This is a genomic window from Rhodococcus erythropolis NBRC 15567 (genome assembly GCF_001552595.1).
Taxonomy (GTDB): domain Bacteria; phylum Actinomycetota; class Actinomycetes; order Mycobacteriales; family Mycobacteriaceae; genus Rhodococcus_F; species Rhodococcus_F erythropolis.
Map to the genome: position 1 here is coordinate 40,202 of NZ_BCRM01000023.1, position 16,574 is coordinate 56,775.

At 63.2% G+C, this 16,574-nt stretch carries 11 protein-coding genes; 2 read left to right on the forward strand and 9 right to left on the reverse strand.

The window, feature by feature from the left end:
- Positions 1-25: 25 nt before the first annotated feature.
- From RE4_RS23775 to RE4_RS23790, 4 genes are read right to left on the reverse strand one after another with little or no spacing between them, the layout of a single operon-like run.
- Positions 26-715, reverse strand: a complete 690-nt coding sequence (locus RE4_RS23775) for an ABC transporter permease (RefSeq protein WP_003945081.1) — start codon at positions 713-715, stop codon at positions 26-28.
- The gene (locus RE4_RS23780; RefSeq protein WP_019749338.1) at positions 712-1,395 is read right to left on the reverse strand and encodes an ABC transporter permease; all 684 of its coding nucleotides are present in this window, start codon (positions 1,393-1,395) and stop codon (positions 712-714) included. The genes RE4_RS23775 and RE4_RS23780 overlap by 4 nt, the downstream gene beginning before the upstream one ends.
- A 4-nt stretch (positions 1,396-1,399) precedes the next feature.
- On the reverse strand, positions 1,400-2,545 hold the full coding sequence (locus RE4_RS23785; RefSeq protein WP_020908449.1) for an ABC transporter ATP-binding protein: 1,146 nt from the start codon (positions 2,543-2,545) through the stop codon (positions 1,400-1,402).
- A 4-nt stretch (positions 2,546-2,549) separates the two neighbouring features.
- Entirely contained in the window at positions 2,550-3,488 is a 939-nt protein-coding gene (locus tag RE4_RS23790) for an ABC transporter substrate-binding protein (protein WP_019749336.1), read from the reverse strand.
- A gap of 203 nt (positions 3,489-3,691) precedes the next feature.
- On the opposite strand from RE4_RS23790, the gene RE4_RS23795 reads away from it, so the two are divergent.
- Positions 3,692-4,576, forward strand: coding sequence for an ABC transporter substrate-binding protein (locus RE4_RS23795; protein WP_060939494.1), 885 nt, complete (start codon positions 3,692-3,694; stop codon positions 4,574-4,576).
- A gap of 22 nt (positions 4,577-4,598) precedes the next feature.
- Here RE4_RS23795 and RE4_RS23800 read toward each other — a convergent pair whose 3' ends face one another.
- From RE4_RS23800 to RE4_RS23810, 3 genes are all read right to left on the reverse strand, one after another.
- On the reverse strand, positions 4,599-5,540 hold the full coding sequence (locus tag RE4_RS23800) for an alpha/beta hydrolase fold domain-containing protein (RefSeq protein WP_019749334.1): 942 nt from the start codon (positions 5,538-5,540) through the stop codon (positions 4,599-4,601).
- Positions 5,541-5,603: 63 nt separating this feature from the next.
- Positions 5,604-6,434, reverse strand: coding sequence for an SDR family NAD(P)-dependent oxidoreductase (locus RE4_RS23805; protein WP_019749333.1), 831 nt, complete (start codon positions 6,432-6,434; stop codon positions 5,604-5,606).
- Positions 6,431-8,005: a flavin-containing monooxygenase gene (locus tag RE4_RS23810; RefSeq protein WP_019749332.1), complete on the reverse strand. Its 1,575-nt coding sequence runs from the start codon at positions 8,003-8,005 to the stop codon at positions 6,431-6,433. Before RE4_RS23810 ends, RE4_RS23805 begins: the two co-directional genes overlap by 4 nt.
- Positions 8,006-8,076: 71 nt before the next feature.
- Here RE4_RS23810 and RE4_RS23815 point away from each other — a divergent pair, with 71 nt between their 5' ends.
- Positions 8,077-8,706, forward strand: a complete 630-nt coding sequence (locus RE4_RS23815; RefSeq protein WP_019749331.1) for a TetR/AcrR family transcriptional regulator — start codon at positions 8,077-8,079, stop codon at positions 8,704-8,706.
- 101 nt (positions 8,707-8,807) lie between these two features.
- Here RE4_RS23815 and RE4_RS23820 read toward each other — a convergent pair whose 3' ends face one another.
- Positions 8,808-12,569, reverse strand: a complete 3,762-nt coding sequence (locus tag RE4_RS23820) for a multifunctional oxoglutarate decarboxylase/oxoglutarate dehydrogenase thiamine pyrophosphate-binding subunit/dihydrolipoyllysine-residue succinyltransferase subunit (RefSeq protein WP_021344987.1) — start codon at positions 12,567-12,569, stop codon at positions 8,808-8,810.
- Between the two features lie 175 nt (positions 12,570-12,744).
- Positions 12,745-16,554 carry an ABC transporter ATP-binding protein gene (locus tag RE4_RS23825; RefSeq protein ID WP_029255799.1) on the reverse strand — a complete coding sequence of 1,270 codons (3,810 nt, stop codon included), beginning with the start codon at positions 16,552-16,554 and terminating at the stop codon, positions 12,745-12,747.
- Positions 16,555-16,574: the final 20 nt, after the last annotated feature.

The window sequence follows — 16,574 nt, forward strand, 5'->3', positions numbered from 1 at the left end:
GATCGGGGCTTTCGTGTGTACCGATCTACAGACGAGTGAGGTCGGGTGTTCGGCGCAGCCTGCCGGTCCCGGGAACCGATGCCCAGACCACCAGCGCCAGTAAGCCGTCCACGACCAGAGCCACAACCGCGACCAGAATTGCGCCGACGACCACTCGGTCGTACTTGTAGAGCGCGAGACCGTCGAAGATGTACCGGCCGAGGCCGCCGAGGTTGACGTAGGCGGCGACCGTTGCCGTGGCAATCACCTGCAGTGTCGCGTTACGCAGTCCGCCGAGAATCAATGGCAGCGCATTGGGTATCTCGACGCGGAAGAGCACTTGGAGTTCGGTCATACCCATCGCCCGCGCGGCCTCGACGACGCCGCGGTCGACGCTGGCAATTCCGGCGTACGTGCCGGCGAGTAGTGGGGGAATACCAAGGATGACGAGGGCGAGAATCGGCGGCATCACTCCCAGGCCCATGAGAAGAACGAGGAAGGTGAGCAGGCCGAGAGTGGGCAGTGACCGCAGTGCGTTGACCAGACTGACGACCACGATCTCACCGCGACGCAGGTGGCCGATGAGTAATCCGATGGGCACCGCGATCACAGCCGAAAGCGCCACGGCCAGAACGCTGTACCAGAGGTGCTGGAGGATGCGGGTGCCGATTCCGGTGTCGCCGCTCCAATTTCCGGGATCGACGATGAAGTCCCAGGCTCCGGTGAAGATGCTCATACGGGTTCCCCCTCGGCAGCCACGACGGCGGGGACCTTCGACGAGGTCGATGTTCTGGTCCACGGGGTCAGGAATCGGCCGATCAGATACAGGATCAGATCGAGCGCCAGGGCCAGCACGACAATCGCGATGATGCCGGCAACGATCTGGTCCGGGTAGTCGCGGTCGTAGCCCTGTTTGAACAGAACTCCCAGCCCGCCGATTCCGATCAGCGATCCGACCGAAACCAGCGAAATATTGGTAACGGCAATAACTCTGATGTTCGCGATCATCACCGGCAGCGCCAACGGCAACTCGACCGTCAGGGCGCGTCGTAGCGGTGTGAACCCGACGGCGGTGGAAGCGTCGATGACGTTGTCCGGCACCGAATCGAGTGCTTCGGGCACGGCCCGGATGAGCAGTGCCGTCGCATAGACGCTCAGTGCGATCACGACGTTGAGCGGATCAAGGGTCTTGAGTCCGAACAGCTGGGGGATGGTGACGAACAGCGCGAGCGACGGAATCGTGAACGCAATGCTCGCCAGGGTCAACGTGATTCGGCGCAGCCATCTGACGTTGCGGATCGCTGTTCCGACCGGAACGGCAATCAGGAGACCGATCAGCAAGGGCAGCAGCGCCAGATACAGATGGGTCTTCGAGTAGTCCACGACCGTCGAGAAATTGTCGATGAGCCAGCGCATGCCGCTACGCCCCGAATCCCTCGGTGAAGGCGACTCGGTTGCGTTCCTCGTCCTCGCGTCGACGCTGATCTGCCAATTTCGCCACGACTTCGGACCCGAGGATCCCGCCGATGACCGCTCCCTCGCCGTCGACGGCAACGCCGATACCGGAAGGGGACGAGATTGCCGCATCGAGTGCTTGGCGTAGATCACCGCCGGGGGAGAACAACGAACCACCGGCCGACGTCGACTGCGCGAGAGTGCGTCCCGAGCGCAGGCCTTCGACGCCCGTCACGTCGATCCATCCCTGCGGACTTCCGCTGTCCGTGACCACGAGAACCCACTCGCCCAATTCGAGACGCAGAGCCTTCAATTCGTTCTCGACGGCCGTGCGTACGGGGTGCAACGGAACCTCGTCGGCAGCGCGGAACGACAATCCCCGATATCCGCGATCGCGTCCGACAAATCCGGCGACAAAATCCGTTGCCGGTGCGGCCAACACGTCGCGAGGCGCCGCAACCTGCTGAAGCCGCCCGCCGGGACCGAAGACGGCAATGTGATCACCGAGTTTGACTGCCTCGTCGATGTCGTGGGTGACAAAGACGATCGTCTTCTTCAGTTCGCTTTGAAGACGGAGCATTTCGGTCTGCAGATCCTCACGTACCACCGGGTCGACGGCGCTGAAGGGCTCGTCCATCAACAGGATCGGCGGATCGGCAGCCAATGCACGCGCAACTCCCACACGTTGTTGCTGCCCACCCGAGAGTTGCCCGGGATAGCGGGTGGCAAGGGAGATGTCCAGACCGACTCGTTCGAGGACCCCCAACGCGGCTTTGCGCGCTGCGCGGCGGGACTCACCGCGCAGTACCGGAACTGTTGCGACGTTGTCGATCACGGTGCGATGCGGAAGCAAGCCGGCGTTCTGGATGACGTACCCGATGCCGAGACGCAGCTTCACCGCGTCGGTCTGGGCGATGTCACGACCGTCGACGAAGATCTTGCCCGACGTCGGTGTGATCATCCGGTTGATCATGCGCATCGACGTCGTCTTGCCGCACCCGGACGGCCCCACGAACACCGTGAACGACTCGGCCTCGATGGTGAGATCGAGACGGTCGACGGCGGTGGTGCCGTCCGGATACTGCTTGGTGACGCCCTCGAAGGTGATCACGTGACTACGAGACCGGCTTGTCGAGGCCCTGCGCCGTCACCCACGCCTTGGCCGCCGCTGCCGGCTCCGTCTTGGTGTCGCCGGACACCTGGACGTTGAGTGCCAACAACTCTTCGGTGGTGAGCTTGGCGGACACCGCATCGAGGACTGTCTTCAACTTGTCGGAAGACTTCGACGCGCGCAGCACCGGCACCACGTTCTGAGCCGGGAAATTGTTCTTCGGGTCCTCGAGAACCACGAAGTTGTTTGCCGGGATGGAGGCAGACGTCGTGAAGATGTTTGCCGCCGTGATGTCGCCGGACGAGAGAGCCTTCACTGTTGCCGGTCCACCGCCGTCGGCGATCGGGACGAAGTTGGCTGCCGAGATGTCGAGACCGTAATTGGACTTCAAACCGGGCAATCCGGCTGGACGTTCCTGGAACTCGGCCGGAGCGCCGAACTTGACCTCGGCGGAATGCGGAGCCAGATCGGCGATCGTCTTCAGGTTCCACTTGTCAGCGGTTTCCTTCGTGACGACCACGGCGTCCTTGTCCTCGGCGGATGCAGGCGTCGCAATTGCCAATTCCGACCCGAGAGCTGCGGGAAGAGCAGCGAGGACATCAGCGGAGCTGGTGGCCGTGCTGTCGGGATCCAAGTACTGCAGGAGATTTCCCGTGTAATCCGGAATGACGCTGATCGACCCGTCCTTGAGCGCCGGAATGTACGCCTCACGGCTGCCGACATTGAACGACGTGGACACATCGAACCCGTTGACACGCAGTGCTTCGGCGTAGATGTTGGCGATCGTCTCGGATTCGGTGAAGTTGGCGGAGCCGACGACAACCGCGTTGGGATCGCTGTTGGAGTCACCGTCACTGCTACCGCACGCTGTCAGTGCAGTCAGAGAGACAACGGTTGCCGCGGCTACGAGCCAACGGTTGGAACGAAATCGTGAGGTGCGCATGAGCGTCCTTCCGGTTTTTCGGGCGTCCCGTGTTTCGGGCGTCGGAAACCATCCCCTTGTGGCGAAGCCACCCGAGTGGCTTCGACGGCGCCGCCACCGAGTGGCTGCGTCAGGACTGGTTACCGCGCATCGCCCGACAAGTGTAACGATAGGTACCGACATGGCACGGTTTTCGATCCATGGGATTGGATGTGAGGATTTCGGTGAAGAGCACACGCACGAAGTATTCGACTGTTGTTGCAGCACTGATGGTCCTGCCAATTCTCAGCGGATGCGCAAACGGTGATTCGGTGGTAGAGAGCGCCGGAGCGGAGTCTCGTGACCAGATCGTGGTGGCTGCTGACGCATCAGTGGAGAGTTCGGTGTTGGCCGAGGTGTATTCGACGGTGCTCTCATCCTCCGGTCTGTCGGCTCGCGTCGAATCGGTGGGTGGAGGCAGAACCCAATCACTCGAGGCTCTGGACGCAGCGCGAGTCACCTTGGTGCCCGAGTTCACCGGTGCGCTGCTCGATCACTACGACCCGTCATCCCCGGCCCGCAAGGCCGACGACGTCTTCGAAGCCTTGAGTCGCTCTCTGCCGGAGGGTCTTTCGGTCTCCGACTATGCGATGGCCGAAGATCGTGCGGTCCTCGCACTCGACACCGGATACGCACAGTCGTTGGGAGCGAAGACGATAGAAGCCTTTGCTCCTTCGTGTGCCGCGGCGACGCCGCTCGTCTCCGCGAGATTCGTCGAGGACGGGGCAGTGGAACAGTTGGCCGAGGGCGCCGAGTGTGTCTTCGCCGGTGTCGATCAGGCAACGCCGGCAGACGTACCCGGTGCACAGGTATTCGGAACCACGACGCTGTCAGCGCTGGCACAATCCGATGCCGTCACAGTGCTCGCTGATTCGAATCACGTTCTGGCTGCGCAGAATGTCGTTCCGCTCTTTCGAGCGGGCGTACTGGGAGATTCGGCTGTCAAGGCGCTCAGCGTCGTTGCGGGTGAACTGTCCACCACCGATCTCGCCGCAATGATCGAGCAGGTGCGGACCGGCAAGGCGTCAGCCCCGGAAGTGGCCCGAACCTGGTGGGACACCCGTCAGTGACATGGACGGAGTGGGCCACCCGTCAGTGACTGTTCGATCCCACTGCTGAACTCGAATCATCCTTGGCACGAATCAGTTTCGATGCGATGAACTGGCCGAGGTCGGCAACGGCGTCTGCTGCTTCCTTCACCAGTGACGCCTGTGCGTGAGCCACGTGCCACAGTCGTGCGTACTCCACCAGGGACACGTCGACGCCGGCAGCGGAGAGCTTGTCGGTGAACGTCATGATCTGCGGGTAGAGGACCTCCTCGGAACCGACGTGAATCCTGGTGGGCGGCAACCCGTCGAGCTTGCCGTGCATCGGCGCGTAGCCAGGATCAGTACGGTCGCCGCCGGCAAGGTAAGCGTCGGCGGCATCGAAGGACCAAGCTGTGTTGACCACCAGGTCGGCCTTTTTGGTAGCACCCCGATCGCCGGGATCGACCCACGGCGAGATCAGTGCGAGCGCGCCGGGGGTCACGCCGTGACGCTCGATCAGACGCAGAGCGGTCGCCGCGGCCAGACCGCCACCGGCCGAATCGCCGGCAATGGCAACGCGGTCTTCCGAATAGTCGAACTCGGTGACCAACTGCATGAAGGCTGAGACCGCGTCGTCGAGAGCGGCGGGATACGGATTCTCCGGCGCGAGACGGTAGTCCAAGGTGAAGACCGCACTGGACGACTCACGGGCGAGATGAGCTGCGAGAGAACGGTGTGTGGCCAGCGAACCCAGCGTGTACGCCCCGCCATGCAGGTAGAGAACTGCGGTGGGGCGCTCGGTTGCGCCGACGGTGATCTTCTCAGCCGGTCGGCAAGCCAGCTCCAGCGGGCGCACGACGGCGCCCGCTGGAACCTGCTGTAGCGGTGCCCCGGCCTCGAGCAACAGACGTTGAATCCGATACGGCAGCCGCGAGTTGAAAGCCAGACGGAAGTACGGCTTCAACAAGAATGCGACCACGGGCAGCGGAAGGGTGAACGTGCTCACCGGCAGGGCTCCTGACTCTTTATGCGAACTGCGCTGTGAAACGAACGACGCTGTGAAACGAACTCAGCTGGACTTGGGCATCATTCGGCCGGCGACGATCGCGACGATGCGCTGGTAGCCCGATCCTACGAGGCGAACCCAGGCGTCGAGTGCGATTGCGTCCATCCCGATGAGAACTCGCGGCTTGCTCTTGCGAACACCGTTGACGATCGTCTTGGCGGCGTCCTCCGGAGTGGTGCGCGCGAGCTTGCGGTCGAAGAACTCGGAGAAGACCGCAAGATCTTCACCCGGGCCTGCGGTGGCGTTGCGTGCGATGGCGGTCTTGATTCCGCCCGGGTGCACACAGGTCACCTTCACCGGGTGCTTGGCGATCAGCATTTCCTGGCGAAGCGACTCGGTGAAACCGCGAACGGCGAACTTGGCCGAGTTGTAGGCGCTCTGACCCGGCATCGACAGCAGACCGAAGAGGCTCGACACGTTCACGATGTGCCCGTCACCGGAGGCGATGACGTGGGGAAGGAATGCCTTGGTGCCGTTGACAACTCCCCAGAAGTCGACGTCCATGACACGTTCGAAGTCCTTGAACTCGGACTTCTCGAAGGTGCCGTGGTACGCGATTCCGGCGTTGTTGTAGATCTGGTTGACCTTGCCGAAATGGGCGACAACCGCGTCGGCGTACTCGAGAACCGCTTCACGCTGGGTGACGTCGAGATGGTCCGACTTCACCTCGGCGCCGATGGCCTCCACCAGACGGGCTGTCTCGGCGAGCCCGACGGTGTCCACGTCGGAGATCGCCAACTTGGCGCCCTGGCCGGCCAGGTTCAGTGCGAGTGCGCGACCGATGCCCGATCCCGCTCCGGTGATGACTACGACCTTGCCTGCAAAATCACTCATTGTGCTACTGCCTTCTCGTCGTCGAGGTCGATCTGTGAAGTGGTGGCGGTGCCGACGGCGCCGAGATCCGAGGTGGCGACGCTGCGGTATGCCGCGAGGTCGAAATGCTTGGTGGCATTGCGGAACTGGAAGGTGAAGCCAGGCCACAGGGTTGTGTTGTTTCCGTGCTTGTCCATGTACCAGCTGGCGCAACCACCGTTGTTCCACACGCTCTTGGACATAGCTGCCTGCAGGTCCTTGTTGTACTTGTCCTGCTTGTCCTTGCGCACCTCGATGGTGCCGATGTCGTACTTGTCGATGGTGGCGATCGCGTCGACCAGGTAGTTGATCTGCGACTCGATCATGAAGACCATCGACGAATGTCCGAGGCCGGTGTTGGGGCCGACCAGGAAGAACATGTTGGGGAAGTTGGCAACTGCGGCGCCCTTGTATCCCTGCATGCCGGTCTCTTCGAAGACCTCGGCGAGCGAGCGTCCGTCCTTGCCGAAGATTCCCGCGAAGGTGGGGGAGTCGGTGACGTGGAATCCGGTCGCAACGACGATGGCATCGATCTCACGGGTGGTGCCGGTCTTCGAGACGATCCCGTTGGCGGTGACCTCCTCGATGCCTTCGGTCACCAGGTCGACATTGTCCTGGGCGAGGGTGGGGAAGTAGTTGTTCGAGATCAGCATGCGCTTGCAGCCGATCTGGAAGTTGGGCATGACCTTCTTACGAAGATCCTTGTCCTTGATCTGAGCCTTCAGGTGACGCTCGGCGGCGAACTGCAGCGGCTTCATGAAGACCGGCGCCTTGGCCAGGCCGACGACCTGCGTCTCTCGCATCCAGTAGATACCGGTGCGGCACAACTTCTGGAAGCCGGGGAGGTACTTGAACGCGAGATGCTCGATCTTGGTGTACTCGCGGTCTGCGCGGGGCAGGATCCACGGCGCCGTGCGCTGGTACACGTCGAGGTGTGAGACCTTCTTGCCGATAGCGGGCACGATCTGGATGGCGGAGGCGCCGGTTCCGATGACGGCCACGCGCTTGCCCGTCAGATCGGCATCGTGGTTCCAGCGCGAGGAGTGGAAGATTTCGCCCTTGAATCCGTCGATGCCCTTGATGTCCGGAAGTGAAGGCTCACACAGTGCGCCGACGGCCGAGACGACGATCTTTGCGACGAATTCACCCTTGTTGGTGCTGACGTGCCACTGAGCCGACGACTCGTCCCAGCGGGCTGAGAGAACGTCGCAGTCGAAGATGTGCTTGTCGAGCACCTTGTGGCGGTTGGCCACCGACTGGATGTACTTGTAGATCTCGGGCTGGGTGGAGAAGGAGCGCGTCCACTCCGGATTGAGTGCAAAAGAGTACGAGTACAAATGCGACGGCACGTCACACGCGGCGCCCGGGTAGCTGTTGTCACGCCAGGTTCCACCGACGTCGTTGCCGCGCTCGAGAACGACATAGTCGGTGATGCCGGCCTGTGCCAGTTTGATCGCCGCACCGAGACCGGCGAAACCGCTGCCGATGATCAGTGTGCCGACGTGGCGAGTATCCGCGGCAGGTGCTGAGGTATCTGTAACTGGAAGACTCATGTAGGGAACGATATGCCTTTATTGAGTCACGGTCAATAGCTTATTGACGGATATTCAGTAGTCTATTGGGCATGGACGCAGTAAAGCGAACGCGGCTCGACCCTGCGCAACGCCGAGCGCAACTCATCGACCTCGGGGCGCGCATGCTGGCCGAACGGCCGCTCGAGCAGATTTCCGTCGAGGACATCGCCGATCAAGCGGGGGTGTCGCGTGGGCTTCTGTTCCACTACTTCGCGTCGAAAAGCGAGTTCCATCTCGCCATCGTCCGACACAGCAGTGAACAGATGCTCCAGCGCACCGAGCCGAGTCAGTCGGACGATCCGATGCTCACCCTCCGCTCGGTGCTGGCGTCGTACGTCGACTACGTGACCGAGAACCGCAATACCTACGTCTCGCTGCTCCGGGGGACCGCCAGCGGGGATCCGCAGATGCGTGAGGTGTTCGAGCAGACTCGCGACATCATGGCCAAGAGAACCCTCGATCAGCTCCCCAAGATCGGCCTGACTCGAACGCCTCAGGTGGAGTTGGCGGTTCGCGGTTGGATCGCGTTTGTCGAGGAAGCCACCATCAGTTGGCTCCGCGCACCCGCCATCACCCGCGAGGAACTGATCGACCTGACGGTTCAGTCGTTGCCCGCGTTGGCACTGGCCGCCGTCGGCTTCGATGCCGGGCCGGATCTGGGTCTGCTGCAATCGAATTGACGTGAACGCAGAAAGGCCGAGCCCCACACTCCTTGCGGAATGTGGGGCCCGGCCTCGAGTAACTCTGTGTCAGATCAGTTGGTCGGCAGGAACGCCACTGCTCAGTTGGTCGGCAGGAACGCCTCGTCCAAGATCTCCTGCTGCTCCACCGCGTGCACCTTGCTCGATCCCGAAGAGGGAGCGGACATCGGACGACGCGAGATGCGCTTGATGCCGGTCAAGGTCTCCGGCAGAAGATCCGGCAGAGCCAGTCCGAGGAACGGCCACGCACCCTGGTTTGCGGGCTCTTCCTGAACCCAACGGAACTGATCCGCATTCGGGTAACGGTCCAGGGTCTCCTTGAGACGACGCTTCGGCACGGGGTAGAGCTGCTCCATGCGCACGATTGCGATGTCGTCACGCTCGTCCTTGTGCTTCTTCGCCAGAAGCTCCCAGTACAGCTTGCCGCTGACCAGCAGAACCCGCTTGACCGATTCGCGGGCGCTTTCGCCGCTCTCGAATGCAGGCTCCTCGAAGACCGAACGGAACTTGCCCGTCGTGAAGTCCTCGACGTTGCTGACTGCAGCCTTGTTACGCAGCATCGACTTGGGCGTGAAGACCACCAGCGGACGGCGGATGCCGTCGAGGTGATGGCGACGCAGCAGGTGGAAGTAGCTGGCCGGAGTCGACGGAACCGCAACGGTCATCGAGCCTTCTGCACACAGCTGAAGGAAACGCTCGATGCGACCGGAGGTGTGGTCCGGACCCTGACCCTCGTGACCGTGCGGCAGGAGCAGCACGACGTCGGAGAGCTGACCCCACTTGGCCTCACCCGAAGAGATGAACTCGTCGATGATGGTCTGCGCGCCGTTGACGAAGTCACCGAACTGCGCTTCCCACAGGACCAGAGCGTCGGGGTTACCCACCGAGTAGCCGTACTCGAAGCCCAGACCTGCGTACTCGGTGAGTGCGGAGTCGTAGACCATGAACTTGCCGCCGTTTTCGGCGTCGGCAGCGATCTTGGCGATCGGGCTGTACTCGTTGCCGGTCTTGCGGTCGATGAGGACCGAGTGACGCTGCGTGAACGTTCCACGCTTGGAGTCCTGACCCGCGAGACGGATCAAGGCACCCTGCTCGGCCAACGAGCCGAACGCGAGCAATTCTGCGAACGCCCAGTCGACATGTCCCTCACGGGCCATCTCTCGGCGCTTCTCGGCAACCGGCTTGACGCGCGGGTGAACGGTGAAGCCCTCGGGGACGTTGACGAACGCATCACCGATGCGCTCGAGGACCTCGGGAGCGACAGCCGTGGTCAGGCGAGCCGGGGGAGTCTGGTCGAGTTCGACGGACTCGGACGGTTCGGGCTGGAACTTCTCGAGTTCACGGACCTCGTTGAAGACCCGTTCGAGCTGGCCCTGGTAGTCGCGAAGTGCGTCTTCGGCTTCCTTGAGCGAGATGTCACCGCGGCCGATGAGGGACTCGGTGTAGCTCTTACGAACGCTGCGCTTGGTGTCGATGACGTCGTACATCGCCGGCTGGGTCATCGACGGATCGTCGCCCTCGTTGTGACCGCGGCGGCGGTAGCAGATGAGGTCGATGACGACGTCCTTGCCGAACTTCTCACGGAAGTCGACGGCCAGCTGAGCAACCCAGACGCACGCCTCGGGGTCGTCGCCGTTGACGTGGAAGACCGGTGCGGCGATCATCTTCGCGACGTCGGTGCAGTACTCGGACGAGCGTGAATGTTCCGGAGCGGTGGTGAAGCCGACCTGGTTGTTCACGACGATGTGTACGGTGCCGCCGGTTCGGTAGCCGCGAAGCAGCGAGAGGTTCAGCGTCTCGGCGACAACGCCCTGACCGGCGAATGCAGCGTCACCGTGCAGCATGAGCGGCAGGACGGTGAAGCCTTCTTCGCCCTTGTCGAGGATGTCCTGCTTTGCGCGGACCAGGCCTTCGAGAACCGGGTCGACGGCCTCGAGGTGAGACGGGTTGGCGGTCAAGGAGACAGCGATGTCGTTGTCACCGAACATCTGGATGTACGTTCCGCTGGCGCCCAGGTGGTACTTCACGTCGCCGGAGCCGTGAGCGGCTGCCGGGTTCATGTTGCCCTCGAACTCCGTGAAGATCTTGGAGTACGGCTTGCCGACGATGTTGGCAAGCACGTTGAGACGGCCACGGTGCGGCATTCCGATGACGACCTCGTCGAGCTGGTGCTCGGCGGCCTGGTCGATCACGGCGTCCATCATCGGGATGACGGCTTCGGCGCCTTCGAGCGAGAAGCGCTTCTGGCCGACGTACTTGGTCTGCAGGAACGTCTCGAAGGCCTCGGCGGCGTTGAGCTTGCTCAGGATGTACTTCTGCTGAGCGACCGAAGGCTTGGCGTGATGGCCCTCGACGCGGTCCTGGATCCACTGACGCTGATCCGTCTCGAGGATGTGCGTGTACTCGACGCCGACGTGGCGGCAGTACGCGTCGCGCAGCACGCTCAACACGTCGCGCAGCTTCATCTTCTCTTGGCCGTGGAAGCCGCCGACCTTGAACTCGCGGTCCAGATCCCACAGCGTCAGGCCGTGGCTGATGACGTCGAGGTCGGGGTGGCTGTGGAACTTGTCCTTGACGAACTGCAACGGGTCCGTGTCGGCCATGAGGTGGCCGCGGTCACGGTATGCAGCGATCAGTTCGAGAACACGGGTGTTCTTGTCGACAGCGCCTTCCGGCACGTCCTTGCGCCAACGCACCGGCTCGTACGGGTTGCCGAGCGCGTGGAAGATCTCGTCGTAGAACTCGTCGCTGATCAGCAGGTTGTGGATCGTGCGCAGGAAATCGCCCGACTCGGCACCCTGGATGATGCGGTGATCGTAGGTCGAGGTGAGGGTCATCAACTTGCCGACGCCCATCTCGGCCAGCTTCTCGTCGCTGGCGCCCTGGAACTCGGCGGGGTATTCCATCGCGCCGGCACCGATGATGGCGCCCTGGCCCTTCATCAGGCGAGGAACGGAGTGAACCGTGCCGATGCCGCCCGGGTTGGTCAGCGAAATGGTGACGCCGGTGAAGTCTTCGCCGGTGAGCTTGCCTTCACGGGCGCGTCGGACGATGTCCTCGTACGCCGCGTGGAACTGGACGAAGTTCATCGACTCGGTGTTCCGGATGGCGGCAACAACCAGTGAGCGGTTGCCGTCCTTGCCGGGAAGGTCGATCGCGAGTCCGAGATTGGTGTGCTCGGGGGTGACCGCGTTCGGCTTGCCGTCGATTTCGGCGAAGTGCCGGTTCATGTTGGGGAACGCGTTGACTGCCTGGACGATCGCGTAACCCAGGAGGTGGGTGAACGAGATCTTGCCGCCGCGGGTACGCGCGAGGTGGTTGTTGATGACGATGCGGTTGTCGAACATCAGCTTCGCGGGGATGGCACGCACGCTGGTTGCTGTCGGAATCTCGAGCGAGAGCGACATGTTCTTGACGACTGCTGCTGCGGCGCCGCGGAGAACCTTGGTTTCCTCGGCTCCGCCGGCGGGAGCGGGCTTCGCGGGAGCGGCCGCAGGCTTGGCTGCTGCAGGCTTGGCGGGGGCTGCCTTCGCGGCGGGCGCTGCCGTCTTCGCGGGGGCCGGTGCGGCCGCCTTGGCAGGCGGCGCAGGAGGTGCGGTCTTGGGGGCGGGAGGCGTGGCCTTGGGAGCAGCAGGCGGAGCTACAACAGCGGCGGGTGCAGCCGCGTTGCCGTTCGAGGCAGTCCCGTTTCCACCTCCCGTGTTCGCCGAGTCCGGCGAGTAATCGGTCAAGAATTCGTGCCAACTGGGATCCACGGACGACGGATCGTCCTGGAAGCGTTGGTACATCTCGTCAACCAGCCACTGGTTCTGTCCGAATTGGGATGTAGAACTGCTGCTCACGGCAGGTGTTCGCCTCGTTTCTATTTCGGTACCCGATCAGAGCGCCTATATATGTGAGATTAGCCCGAGCGTGTGACGAGCAATTGTGCGGCACACAATTTGTGAGCTGTCTCACGGAAGTCCGTGATCTTGCGATCGCGCACTACCTCTCGGCGGTACAAATCCGTGCCGACTGTCACGCGACGGGGTTGCCTTCGATGACAGTTCTCGACGTCAGATTATTCCCCTCACGCGCCTGCGATGCATCCCAGAGTCCCGAGTAGTGACCACCGGCATACCGCAGAACATCGTGCGGGCCGTATTCAACGATACGTCCCCGGTCAACTACGACAACGAGGTCCGCTCGGGCAGCTGTCGCGAGGCGGTGAGCTACGACGACGGAAGTCCGTTTCCGGGTGACCGACCGACTTGCTTCGAGCACCATTCGTTCGGTCGCGGGATCGAGCGTCGCGGTCGCCTCGTCGAGGAGCAGAAGGTCCGGGTCGACCAGTTCGGCACGGGCCAATGCGATCAGTTGGCGTTGGCCCGCCGAGAGCCCCTGGCCGCGCTCGCCGACGGGATGATTCATGCCTCCACGCATGTCGGCTATCGAATTCAGTGCGCCGACGGAACGCGCCGCTTCCTCGATCTCCGCGCGCGACGCCGACGGCCTCCCGTACGCGATGTTGTCGGCGACCGTGCCGGTGAACAGATGCGCCTCTTGCGGGACCACGCCGAGGCGACGTCGGTACTGCGAGAGGTGGAAGTTCCGGATGTCGGTTCCGTCCACGTCGACGGATCCGGACGTCGGGTCGTAGAAGCGGGCGAGCAACTTCACCACCGTCGACTTCCCGGCACCGGTTCTGCCGACGAGGGCAACCGTCGTGCCCGGCGGAATCTGCAGATCGAAATCGGAGAGGGCGTCGACGTCCGCACCTGAGTACCGGAACCCGACCCCGTCGAGATGGACGGCGCCGTCGAGCCGTCCGGAGATCGCGATCAGATCCTCGCTGTCGGCTGTTTCGATCGAACTCCGAGTACGCAGAAGGTCACCGATTCGTTGCAATCCGACGTTTGCCTGTTGGTAACCATCGAACACTTGTGAGAGTTGCTGAATCGGTCCGAACAGCAGGCCGAGGTAGAGCACGAAAGCGATCAGTACGCCGGGCGACGTCGACCCGTTGGCGATCTGGTGCGCGCCGACGAACACCACTGCGGCCAACGCGAGGTCGGACAGGAACGAGATGAACGGGAAGTAGATCGAAATGGCTCGCTGCGACCGCATCCGCGATCGGCGGTAGCTTTCGGAGCGTTCTGCGAACCGACGCGCCGCACCTTCTTCGCGGCGGTAGGCCTGAGCCGCTCGCAGACCGGCGATGTTCTCCTGGAAGTCGGCATTGACGAGCGAGATCCGTTCGCGGGACTGGCTGTAGGCAACCGAGGAGATCTTGCGGAAGATCACGGTCGCAACCACGAGCGGTGGGATGACGGCCAGCGCCACCAGTCCGAGCGTCACGTCGGTCGCCAGGAGTGCGATCGAAATGCCGCCGACGGTCAGGACGCTCACGATCGCCGTCGACATGCCGGTTTGGATGAACGACGACAGCGCGTCGACGTCGGTGGTCATGCGCGTCATGATGCGCCCGGACAATTCACGTTCGTAGTAGTCCAGACCTAGACGCTGTAGGTGTGCATAGCTGCGTACGCGGAGCCCGAACAACACGCGTTCGCCGGCCCGGGCGGTGAGCACCGTCATGACCGCGACGACGACCCAGTCCGCTGCGACCAGGAGCGCGCCGAATGCCGTCGCTATCCAGAGCGTGCTGCTGTCCGCGGTCACGACTCCGTGGTCGATCGCGTATCTGACGAGGGAGGGAAATGCGATCGCCGCTGCGGAGTCCAGGGCAAGGCACACGACAACCGCCAGTAGAACCCAGCGGACCGGCCTCAAGATCTGTCGGAGTGAGAACTGTGGATTCGATTCGCGCAGGCTCTCAGGGGCGATTCCGGGGTCTTCGCGTGCGGGTGGGAGAGCGTCGACTGCTGCCCGCAGGGACGGCGTCACCGCGATTCCGCTGAGCGCTCCGGCCATCGGTCCGCCCGCACCCTGCGTCGTAGCGGCTGTGCTGTCGGCTTCGGATTCCGGTGCCTGCGGCCACAACTGCTCGGTTGTCGGCTCGCTGCGGTCACGTCCGAAAGCATCGGAGTCGACGTCGTCGAGTTCGGCCGGTAGTTCCGGCGGCGAGGAGAACAGGGCACGAAAGAGCGGACATCGCGCTTCCAGTTCGTCCACGGTTCCGGAGTCGATGATCCGTCCGCCGTCGAGAACCGCGACCCGGTCTGCGAGCGTCAGGGTGGACCGCCGGTGAGCGAGGATGAGCGTGGTCTGGCGCCGTCTGGCCCGGAACGCGTCGAAGATCGCGGCTTCGGTAGCCGCATCGACTGCGGAGGTCGCGTCGTCGAGGACCAGGATCCGTGGGTCGACGAGCAGTGCCCGGGCAAGTGCGATGCGCTGACGCTGGCCGCCCGACAGCGTCAGACCTCGTTCACCGACTACGGTGTCGTATCCGTCCGGGAGTGCCTCGATGAACGAATCTGCCTGTGCCAGTGCTGCTGCGTCGCGGATGTCCTCGTCGGAGGCGTCCTCGCGGCCAAGTGCGATGTTGGCGGCAATGGTGTCCGAGAACAGGAACGGTTCGTCGAAGACGAGGCTGACGGCGGCACGAAGCTGCTCACTGCGCAGTTCGCCGATGGGGAACGTCTCGCCGGCGGTATCGACTGTCACCGCACCCGAAGTCGGTGCGTAGAACCGCGGGAGAAGCAAGGACAACGCGGTCTTGCCCGACGCGGCCGGACCCACGACGGCGACGGTCTCGCCCGGTTCTATGCGGAGGTTCAGCCCGGTCAGGACGTCGCGTTCGGTGTCGAATCCGAATGCCACGTCGTCGAAGGTGACTCCGAGAGGACCGTCGGGCAGGTCCACCGGATGGTCTGGATCGGCGATGTCCGGCTGAGCGTTGATGACGTCGTAGACACGCTCTACAGCGGCGCGCGCCAGCTGCGCCATGACGATGACCGACGACAGAGTTCGGGTGACTCCGGTCATCGTCACGATGTAGGTGGCGAACGCGAGAAACGTTCCCACGGTGATCTTGTCGTCCAGTGCGAGATACCCGCCGAGAGCGATCACTCCCACCTGCCCGAGCTGGGGCAAGGCGGCCATGGTTGGCGCGAATTTCGCGTTCAACCACGCGGCGCGAAGGCGCTCGGAGTACAGCGTGCGGCTATGTTTCTCCAGCTGGTCGACGGCTCGTTGTTCCTGCCCGAATCCCTTGACGACGCGAACGCCGGTGACGGTTTCCTCGACGTGTTGGGCGAGGTCGGCGGCACGCTGCTGCGCGGACCATGTTGCGGCGAAGAGCATCGGTCGCATCAGGAACACCACCAGCCCTACTGCTGGGATGACGGCGACAGCGACGAGAGTCAACAGCGGCGAGAGCCACGCCATGATGCCGATCGCCAGCACGAATTGCAGGAGCGCTCCCGCGGACATCGGCACCATCGCGAGCAAACCCTGGACGAGCTGCAGATCCGTGATGGACCGGGAGACCACCTGGCCTGTGCGGATCTGATCCTGCCCTCGTCCGTCGAGGCGTTGCAGCGAACCGAGCAGGGCGAGCCGCAAGTCGTGTTGAACGTCGAGCGAGAGTCGGCCGGCAAGCATCCGTCGGCCGTACTGGCACGCGAAGCGGACGATCGCGAGCAACGCGATCGCCAACGCGACGAACCCGATCACCTTGCCCGGGTTCTCCTGGCTTGCGGCGTCGAGCGCATAGCGGGTCAGGAGAGGAAACGAGATGTCGATCGCAGAGGCGATGACCGTAACGAGTAGCGCGCCGATCGCAACTCTTCGGTGCAACCAGCATGCGTGGGCCAAGCGGCGGATCCAGCCCGGAGCTCGATCCACCTCTCCAGCTACCGGACTGTCCGTGTTGATCGTGTTCATCGAGATCCACGGTAGACCCG

Excerpts from the sequence above, each read along its gene's own strand:
- RE4_RS23790 (WP_019749336.1), bottom strand. The coding sequence starts at position 3,488 with ATGCGCACCTCACGATTTCGTTCCAACCGTTGGCTCGTAGCCGCGGCA.
- RE4_RS23825 (WP_029255799.1), bottom strand. The coding sequence starts at position 16,554 with ATGAACACGATCAACACGGACAGTCCGGTAGCTGGAGAGGTGGATCGA.
- RE4_RS23815 (WP_019749331.1), top strand. The coding sequence starts at position 8,077 with ATGGACGCAGTAAAGCGAACGCGGCTCGACCCTGCGCAACGCCGAGCG.
- RE4_RS23780 (WP_019749338.1), bottom strand. The coding sequence starts at position 1,395 with ATGCGCTGGCTCATCGACAATTTCTCGACGGTCGTGGACTACTCGAAG.
- RE4_RS23775 (WP_003945081.1), bottom strand. The coding sequence starts at position 715 with ATGAGCATCTTCACCGGAGCCTGGGACTTCATCGTCGATCCCGGAAAT.
- RE4_RS23805 (WP_019749333.1), bottom strand. The coding sequence starts at position 6,434 with ATGAGTGATTTTGCAGGCAAGGTCGTAGTCATCACCGGAGCGGGATCG.
- RE4_RS23810 (WP_019749332.1), bottom strand. The coding sequence starts at position 8,005 with ATGAGTCTTCCAGTTACAGATACCTCAGCACCTGCCGCGGATACTCGC.